At 74.4% G+C, this 8,913-nt stretch carries 3 protein-coding genes; 1 reads left to right on the forward strand and 2 read right to left on the reverse strand.

Features of this window, described 5'->3' with window-relative positions; all coding sequences use genetic code 11:
* Nucleotides 1-2: 2 nt before the first annotated feature.
* Complete coding sequence (locus E1258_RS26565; RefSeq protein ID WP_132405926.1) at nt 3-1,010, reverse strand: LacI family DNA-binding transcriptional regulator; 1,008 nt, start codon at nt 1,008-1,010, stop codon at nt 3-5.
* A 471-nt stretch (nt 1,011-1,481) separates the two neighbouring features.
* Here E1258_RS26565 and E1258_RS26570 point away from each other — a divergent pair, with 471 nt between their 5' ends.
* The gene (locus tag E1258_RS26570) at nt 1,482-6,197 is read left to right on the forward strand and encodes a glycoside hydrolase family 2 TIM barrel-domain containing protein (RefSeq protein ID WP_132405928.1); all 4,716 of its coding nucleotides are present in this window, start codon (nt 1,482-1,484) and stop codon (nt 6,195-6,197) included.
* A gap of 51 nt (nt 6,198-6,248) precedes the next feature.
* Here E1258_RS26570 and E1258_RS26575 read toward each other — a convergent pair.
* Nucleotides 6,249-8,913 (reverse strand): M48 family metalloprotease (locus E1258_RS26575; RefSeq protein WP_207919727.1); only part of this gene is annotated, 2,665 nt, incomplete at its 5' end.

Here is an 8,913-nt window from a genome sequence, read left to right on the forward strand (position 1 = left end):
GGTCACCTGGGTGGTGGGGCAACGCTGCTGCGCTCGATCAACGTGGGGGAGACGGTCTGCCGCAGTGTGCGATCGGCGCCGAATTCGATCTGCGTCAGGAGCAGGTCGAGGCTGGCCTTCGCCACGGTGTCGAAGTCCGGCCGGACGGTGGTCAGCGGCGGGATGAAGTACGCGGCGTCCGGCACGTCGTCGAAGCCGACGACGCTGACCTCCTCCGGCACCCGTCGGCCCTGCTCGTGCAGCGCGTGCAGCACGCCCAGGGCGAGGTCGTCGTTGGCGGTGAAGACCGCCGTCACCCCCGGTGTCCGGGCCAGCATCTGCCCGCAGCGGTACCCCGACGCCGCGGACCAGTCCGCCTGCAACACGGGAGGTGGCTCCACTCCCGCCGCCCGCAGCGTCTCGCGCCACCCCGCGATCCGCCCGGCGCTGTCGAACCAGTCGCCCGGGCCTGAGACGTGCCAGACCGTCCGGTGGCCCGCGTCGAGGAGATGCTGGGTGGCCAGCCGGCCCCCCTCGACCTGGTCGATGGTGACCAGCGGTTCCGGCCGGCGGGGGTCACCGTCGACAGTGACCAGTGGGATGTCGGTGGGCAGGCAGTCCAACGCCTCGCCGGCGGACTCCACGGGTGCGATCACCACGATTCCGGCCACCCGGTGCGCCAGGTGTCGTTCGACGACGGCGGTGATGGAGGCGCGGTCCAGGTTGCGCACGCTGCCCACGCTGACGGCGAACCCCGCCTCGGCGGCGGCGAGTTCGAAGGCGGAGAGCAGGGACGCCGGGCCGTAGAGGGTGGTGTTGAGCGCCACCACGCCCAGAACCTGTGATCGCCCGGTGACCAACGCGCGGGCCGCGCGGTTCGGGCGGTAACCAAGCTCGCTGATCGCGGCCTGGACCCGCAGCCGGGTCTGCTCCCGGACGTTGGGGTGCCCGTTGAGCACGCGCGACACGGTCTGGTGCGACACCCCGGCGAGGCGGGCCACGTCCCTCATTGCAGGACCGCGCGCGGTCATTCCACCCACCTCTCCGTCCGCCCTCGCGACCCGTTGGCACCAGGTGGCCGAGATCCGTGTCTCACCTGGACATCGGACCCGGGTTGCACGAACTACCGCCGTGGACAGCGCTGGATCAGCGAGAGTCTACGCGCAGGGCATCTCGGGTGGGCTGAAGGGGAGTGACCGGAGTCCGACTGTGTGCCGTGATGTTCGTCATCATGGATCACGGCGGAAGCGGCGGTGGTGGGTGGCTTGCGGCGACACCTTCCTTCTTCGGCGTGACGCCATGGCCGTGCAGTGCGGCGGGTGTTGGTTGTATCGATCGGGTCGAATGCTACCGAAGTCAGTCGGCAGCGACAAGAGAGGTCTCCGGCCGCGCGGGCTCTTGAACATCCGCACCGACCGATGTTAGGAAGTGTGCGGAGGTGTTCTCCTTCTTTCTTTCCTGTTGATCCTTGTTTCGTGCTGCGCCGAGCCCGGGAGCCGACCATGCCAGACGCTCGACCACGACCGACCGGCCGCATCCATCAGCGCCGGTCCCGGGTTCTCCACGCCGCCCTCGGGCTCGCGCTCGCCGCCGGGGCGCTGGTCGGGCCGACCAGCGCATCGCCCGCGGCCGTGCCGACCGCCGCCGCGGCGGTGACACCGGACCCGCCGCCGCACACCCTGCCCGTGCCGGCGGTCGACCCGGCGGGCGGGCCGAAGACCGCCGCCGACGTCTACCGCTACCTGGAGGACCCGCGGATGACGGGCGAGGGGCAGCAGCCGCCGCACGCCGATCTGCGGCCGTACCCGGACGTGCGCACGGCCGTCGCCGACGTGACCGAGCACGCCGCCCGCAACAGCGAGGTGCGCTCCCTCAACGGGCAGTGGCGGCTGCGGGTCTACGACCGCCCCGACGACGTGCCGGCCGACTTCCCCGCCGCCACGTTCGACGAGCGGGCCTTCCCGAAGGCGCAGGTGCCGCACACCTGGCAGTCGGACTTCATCGACCATCCCATGTTCCGCAACATCGCCGAGGAGATCTGGCCCGACGACCCGCCCCGGGTGCCGCGCGACGTCAACCCGACCGGTGCCTACCTGCGTACCTTCGACCTGCCCACCGACTGGACCGGCGACCAGGTCCTGCTCCGCTTCGAGGGCGTCACCAGCGGATACTTCGTGTGGGTCAACGGCGGATACGTCGGCTACGACCAGGGCGGCTACACCCCGGCGGAGTTCGACGTGACCGCGCGGCTCAAGCCCGACCGCAACCGGATCGCCGTGCAGGTGCACCGGTGGGGCTCCGGCTCCTACCTCGAGGACGTCGACCAGTGGCGCTACAGCGGGATCTTCCGCGACGTCCGGCTCCACCGCACCGGCCCGAGTTGGCTGCGCGACGCGTACGTCACCACCGACCTGGACGCCGAGTACCGTGACGCCACCCTCTCCGTGCGGGTCGACGTGGCCCGCTCGGCGCGGGGCGCGACCGGCCGGCACACCGTACGCGGCAGGCTGCTGGATACCCACGGACGGACGGTGACCACCCTCACCGGCCCGTTGGACCTGACCGCGGAGGCCGCCGGCGGCCGGGTCACCCTGACCGGCCCGGTCACCGACCCGGCCAAGTGGAGCGCCGAGGAGCCCACCCTTTACGCGCTCGCCCTGGAACTGCTCGGCCCCGACGGCCGGGCCCTGCACACCACCGCCCAGCCGGTCGGCTTCCGCGAGGTCGAGGTCCGCGACCGGCAGGTGCTGGTCAACGGGCGGCGGATCCTGGTCAAGGGCACCAACCGGGCCGAGACCGACCCGGACACCGGCCGGTACCAGAGCCGCGAGAAGCAGCGCGCCGACGTGTTCGCCATGAAACGGCTGCACCTCAACGCCGTGCGCACCTCGCACTACCCGTCGGACCCGTACCTCTACGACCTGGCCGACCGGCACGGGCTGTGGGTCGCCGACGAAATCGACATCGAAACCCACTCCCACGAGAACTGCCCCGCCGACTGCCTGGCCGACCGGCCGGAGTGGGCCGCCGCCTTCGCCGACCGGTTCGCCGCGCTGGTCGCCCGGGACAAGAACCATCCCAGCGTCATCATGTGGGACACCGGCAACGAGGCGGGCCTCGGCTCGGCGCACCACGCCATGGCCGCCTGGGCCGACGCCAACGAGCCGACCCGACTGCTGTACCACCAGTCCAACAACCCCGACGGCGACGCGCCCTTCGCCGACGTGTCCGGCCCGCGCTACCCCACCCCCGACCGCCTGGAAGCCAAGGCGGTCGGCGGCACCAAACCGCAGATCATGGGGGAGTACGCGCACGCCATGGGCAACGGGCTGGGCAACTTCGACCAGTTCTGGGCGCTGGCCCGCCGCTACCCGCAGATCCAGGGCGGGTTCGTCTGGGACTGGGCCGAGCAGAACCTGCGCCAGCCGCTGGTGTTCACCCCCGACTCCTCGCCACGCCGCCTCCAGACCTTCCTGGTCGGCAAGCCCGAGCCGGCACCCGGGCGGCCCGGGCGCGGCCAGGCCGTCGCCCTGTCCAGCCTGGACGACTTCGTCGACGTGTTCCGCGACCGCAGCCTCGACGTCACCGGCTCCGCGCTCACCCTGGACGCCTGGGTCAACCCGGGCCCCTGGGCCGGCAGCCTGCCCATCGTAACCAAGGGCCAGGCGTACGGGATCGAGATGCGCGACCAGGACACCCTGGAGTTCGCGGTCGACGCCGGGGGGAGCCGGGCCACGGTCACCGCCGACGTGCCCGCCGACTGGTACGGCACCTGGCACCGGGTCACCGGCGTCTACGACGGCGCCACGATGCGCCTGCTCATCGACGGCCGGGAGGCCGGCAGCACCGCGCGCACCGGCGCCATCGACCCCGGCCTGTGGGAGGTCAACGTCGGCCGCAACGCCGAGACCCAGCGGGACAACGACTGGGGCCGCCGCCTCGGCCGAGGGCTCGTCGACGACGTGCGGATCTACCCGGCGGCGCTGTCGGCCGCCGACCTGGCCGCAGACCCCACCCACCGGGCGGTCCTCGCGCTCGACTTCGACACCTTCGACCGCGACGGCGACTTCCTCAGCCTGGGCCGCAGCCTCTCCGGCACCGACGGGCTGGTCGGCTCCGACCGCTACCTGCAACCGGAGACCGCCGAGCTGGCCTGGGCGCAGGCACCGATCCGGTTCACCGCCGTCGACGCGGCGGCCGGCAGGGTCCGGGTGTACAACGAGCAACAGGCCGGGACGCACCGGGTACGGCTGCGCTGGGCGCAGACCGAGGTCGACCGGACCCTGCGCTCGGGCAGCCGGACGCTGACTCTGGCACCCGGACAGAGCGTCGAGGTCGACCTCGGGCCCGCGCCGGCCAACCCGCACGACCGGCAGCGGTGGCTCACCCTCACCGCCGCGAGCACCCGTGCCACGGCGTGGGCGAAGGCCGGCTGGATCGTCGGGCAGGACCAGTTCTCCCTCGGGGGCACGGTCGTGCCCGGGGTGCTGCCCGGCCCGGCGCCGACCGGCCCAGCGCCTCGGGCCCGCCGCGACGGCGACGTGCTGACCGTCTCCGGCGACGGCTGGCGGTACCGCTTCGACGCCGCCACCGGGCTGCTCACCTCCATGACCGCCGACGGCCGCGAGCTGCTGCGCGCCGGCGGCCAGCTCGACGTGTACCGCCCGCCGACCAGCAACGAGACCTACGACTGGGGCACCGCCGACCGGGAGATCTGGCACGAGCTGGGCCTGGACCGGCTGCGCACCGAGGTGACCGGGTTCGACACGGCCACCGAGGACGGCACGGTGGTCGTCCGGGTACGCTCCACCTCGGCCGGGCCGGGCACCGGGGAGCTGCTGTCGTTCGCGCAGACCCGCACGTACCGGGTCGACGCGCGGGGCACCATCACCCTCGACCACGACGTGGTCCCCGGCGGCTCCCGGGTCGGCTCCCTGCCGTACCTGCCCCGGGTGGGCGTGGCGATCCAGGTCCCCGCCGGGCTGAACCGGTTCGCCTGGTACGGGCGCGGCCCGCACGAGACGTACAACGACCGGCGCAGCGGTGCGCTGATGGGCGTGTGGCGCAGCACCGTCGACGAGGAGTACGTGCGCTACTCGCGTCCCCAGGCGTACGGCAACCACACCGACGCGGCCTGGGCGACGCTCAGCGACGGCCGGCGCTCGGGTCTGCTCGTCGGCGGCGACCTCGACGTGAGCGTCACCCCTTACGACGACCTGGACCGGGCCGAGTACGACCACCAGCTACCGCTGGTGCGCAACGACGGCTGGGTGACCCTGCACGCCGCGGCTGGCGAGAGCGGCATGGGGGAAACCCCCAACTCGGTGCTCAGCCCGTTCGCGGTCTCCGCGACCGCGGCGCATCACCAACAGCTCGTGCTGCGCCCGCTCACCGCCGCCGAGGTACGCGCCGGCGGGGTCGTCGATTCGCAGGCCCCCGCCCCGTGCCCGCCCACCGTGGCGGCGACCACGGACGGGCAGCTCACGCCCGGCATCGCCGAGCCTGTCGAGGTGACGGTGACCCCGCGCTGCGCCGACGGCCTGCGCGACGTCACCGCCACCCTCGACGCTCCGCCGGGCTGGACCGTCACGCCGACCACCGCCGACCTCGGCACGGTCGCGGCCGGCGTGCCGGAGACGGCGGCGTTCGAGGTGACCGCGCCGCCCGGCACCGACCTCGGGTCGTACGACCTGACGGCCACCGTCACCGCGATCTCGCCGGCCAACTTCCGCAGCTCGGTCACCGCGCCGGCCACCGTACGCACGCCGCTGCCCCCCGGCCAGGTGTGGCTGAGCGACCAGCCGTGGCGTGCCGAGTCCAACGGGTGGGGCCCGGTAGAGACCGACCGCAGCAACGGCGAGCAGGCCGGCGGCGACGGCGGCCCGCTGCGCATCGGCGGCGTCACCTACGACAAGGGGTTGGGCGTCCACGCGACCTCGGTCGTCTCGCTCGACCTTGCCGGACGCTGCACGTCGTTCCGCTCCGACGTCGGGGTCGACGACGAGACGGGCAACGCCGGGTCCGTGGCGTTCGAGGTGTGGGTCGACGGGGTGCGCAAGGCGCAGACACCGGTGCTCACGGGCTCCGCCGGCGCGCAGCGGCTCGCCGTGGACGTCACCGGCGGCCGGCGCCTCGAACTGCGGGTCACCGACGGCGGCAACGGGGTCGGCAACGACCACGGCGACTGGGCGGCGGCCCGCCTGGCCTGCGCCGGCTAGCCGGGCGAGGGGCGGGGCGGGTTTCCCGCCCCTCGCCTACGGGCGGCCCGCTCAGGTGGGGCTGCGGACGAACGTCTCCTCGCTCCACGCCCCGCCGGCGGACTCCAGGCGGACGGTCAGCCGGTCGTCGGCGCAGCGGTACGCGCCGGTGTTCTCCCCCGCCTCGGCGGGGATGGCCACCTTGCGGCCGGCGACCTCCCACACCGTCTCGGTGCCCAAATAGATCTGGTCGTACTGGCGGTACCGCCCGCCGCCGGCCGACCAGCGGTAGGTCAGCACGCCCCGTCGCGCGAGCCGCACGGTGTGCCCGCCGAGCGTGCCCTCGGCGGTCGACAGGTCGTGCAGGTCCGTCGCCGTGCCGTCGGCGCGGTAGGCGGTGGCGTAGCCGCCCTCCGGCCCGCTGGTGAGCTCGACGGTGCTGTCCTGGGTGAGGTCGGCCAGCCCGCCGAGCGTCGAGTCGGCCGGGACCGGCAGGTGGTACCGGCTGGCCGTGAGCCGCCACACCCCGACCAGGCAGGGATCCCGGCTCACGGTCGCCGTGGCCGTCCGGCGGGAAACCACCAGCACGACCGTGCCGGCGGAGGCGAGTCCGATGGCGAGCCCGGCCGCCGTCCAGCGCCGCCGGCGCGCGGAGCCGGCCAGCCCGGCGGCGAGGGCGGCCCCGACGATGGCGGCGAGCACCGCCGCCGTTGGCGCGACGACGAGGGCGTGGGTGAGGGCGCGGTCGACGGCGATCCCGTCGACGATCGGGACGCAGCCCCGCGACGCGCCGGTCACGCAGGGCACGGTGGTGTCGGCGGCAACTATGGCCGGTGCCAGCAGCAGCCCCGCCGTGAGGGCGGCGAGCAGGGCGTGCGGCAGCGGCAGGCGTCGGTTGGCGACTGCGGCGACGGCGACGGTCAGTTCGACGAACGTGACCGGGACCAGGGTGTGACCGTTGACCATGGCCGCCGCCGTCGAGGTGCTGAGCCCCGGGTCGCGCGCGGCCACGCCGAGGCCGAGCGGCACCAGCGGCAGCAGCAGGGCGCCGACGCCGCCGGCCACGACGCCCAGGCGCACCGCGTGCCGGCTGGCCCGAGGGCTGGCCAGGACCGGGTACAGCAGCGCGAGCAGCGGCAGGGCGAACAGGTGCGGCACCTGGGCGGCGGCGATGCGCAGGTAGAAACCCAGCAGGTCGAGCAGGGCCAGCGAGGTGACCACGTCGGGGTGCCCCTGGCGGGCGGCGACCAGGCGCAGCAGAGTGGTCTCACCGTCGAGGGTCGCGAAGTCCAGCATGAGCAGAAACCCCAGGGACCAGGCGGTGAGCACGGTGGTGGCCAGCACCGCGCCGGCCCAGGCCAACCGGGTCCGGCGGGTCCGCTCCGGCGCGATGATCCGCAGGTACGCCCGCGCGCTGCCGGCCACCCACCGACCGAGCAGGGCCCCGCCGGCGATCCACAGCAGACCGAGGACGACCTCGATCCACCAGGCCCGGTGCTGGTCGGTGTACGCGGTGATCCAGGACAGCCGGCGGCCGACGACCAGGCCGCAGCCCAGCGCCGCACCGAACGCCGTGCCCGTGGCCGCAGCGGTGCCGGTATGCCGCGCCCACCAGGCGCAGCGCCACAGCGCTCCGGTGGTGACCAGCGCGAGCGGCACGCCGAGCAGCAGCCCGGTGGCGGCGGCCCCGCCGGTCAGGCGGTCCGAGCTCGGCAGTTGGTGGGGCAGGCTGGCCATCAGGTCCAGCAGCGGCGGCGCGGCGATCCCGGCGGCGAGGCCCGCGCCGAGCGCCTCCACGGGGCGGGCGGCGAACCGGCGGCCGGGATGCTCCAGCGTGTCGGCCCGGGCGCGGGAGAGCGGGTGGAACCGGAAAGCCGACCCGAGGCGTGCCCGCCGGCCGATCCGCCTGCGGTCGGCGGCGAGCAGCGCCCGGACGGCCGCACGGTCGCCGCCGAGGAGGCGGGCGTCGGCGGCGAACTCCCGGGCGCGCAGCACCGACCACGCCGAGGCGTGCACGATCAGCGCGAAAGCGGCCAGCCGCCAGCCGTCGTCGAGCAGGCGTCGCGCGGGCACGGAGCCGGCGTAGTTGACCGCGACGGGGACGAGGACGGCCAGGGGGAACGCCCACGCCAGGGCGATGGTCAGCCGGGTGAGGTGGATGTCGGCGTTGCGCACGTGCGCCAACTCGTGCAGGACGACGGCCCGGAACACCTGCGGCGCGGTCCGCTGGGCGTGCACGAGGCCGAGGTCGAGCCGCACGTACCGGACGGGGCCGGCGCCGAAGGTGTTGCCGCTGATGCGGGCGGACCGGGACACCACGAACACCGGCGGGCGGCGCAGGCCCGCCTCCCGGACCAGGCCGGCCAGCGCGGCCCGCAGCGCCTCGGTGCCGGGCGTCCGGTCGAGGCGGCGCAGGCCGCGCAGCCGGCACTCGAACCAGGGGGCGAGCAGGTAGCCGGCGGCGGTCACCGCCGCGAGCACGGCCAGCCCGACTGCCATCTGACGCACCGAGTCCGCCCGGAGCGTGCCGAGGCAGCGCTGGATCGCCGCCAGGCTCTCCCCGTTGACCGTGCCAGCGCGCACGTCGATCGGTGCCGGGAGGTCGGTGAGCCCGGCGACGCACTCCGCGCGTTCCCGGGTGGCGTTCTTGTCGACGAGCACGGTCTGCCAGCCGAACATGGTCGTGCCCACGACCGCGGTCACCGCGGCGACGAACCGGCCCAGGGTGGCCGAGGGC

The sequence above is a fragment of the Micromonospora sp. KC207 genome (assembly GCF_004348615.1).
GTDB lineage: Bacteria > Actinomycetota > Actinomycetes > Mycobacteriales > Micromonosporaceae > Micromonospora.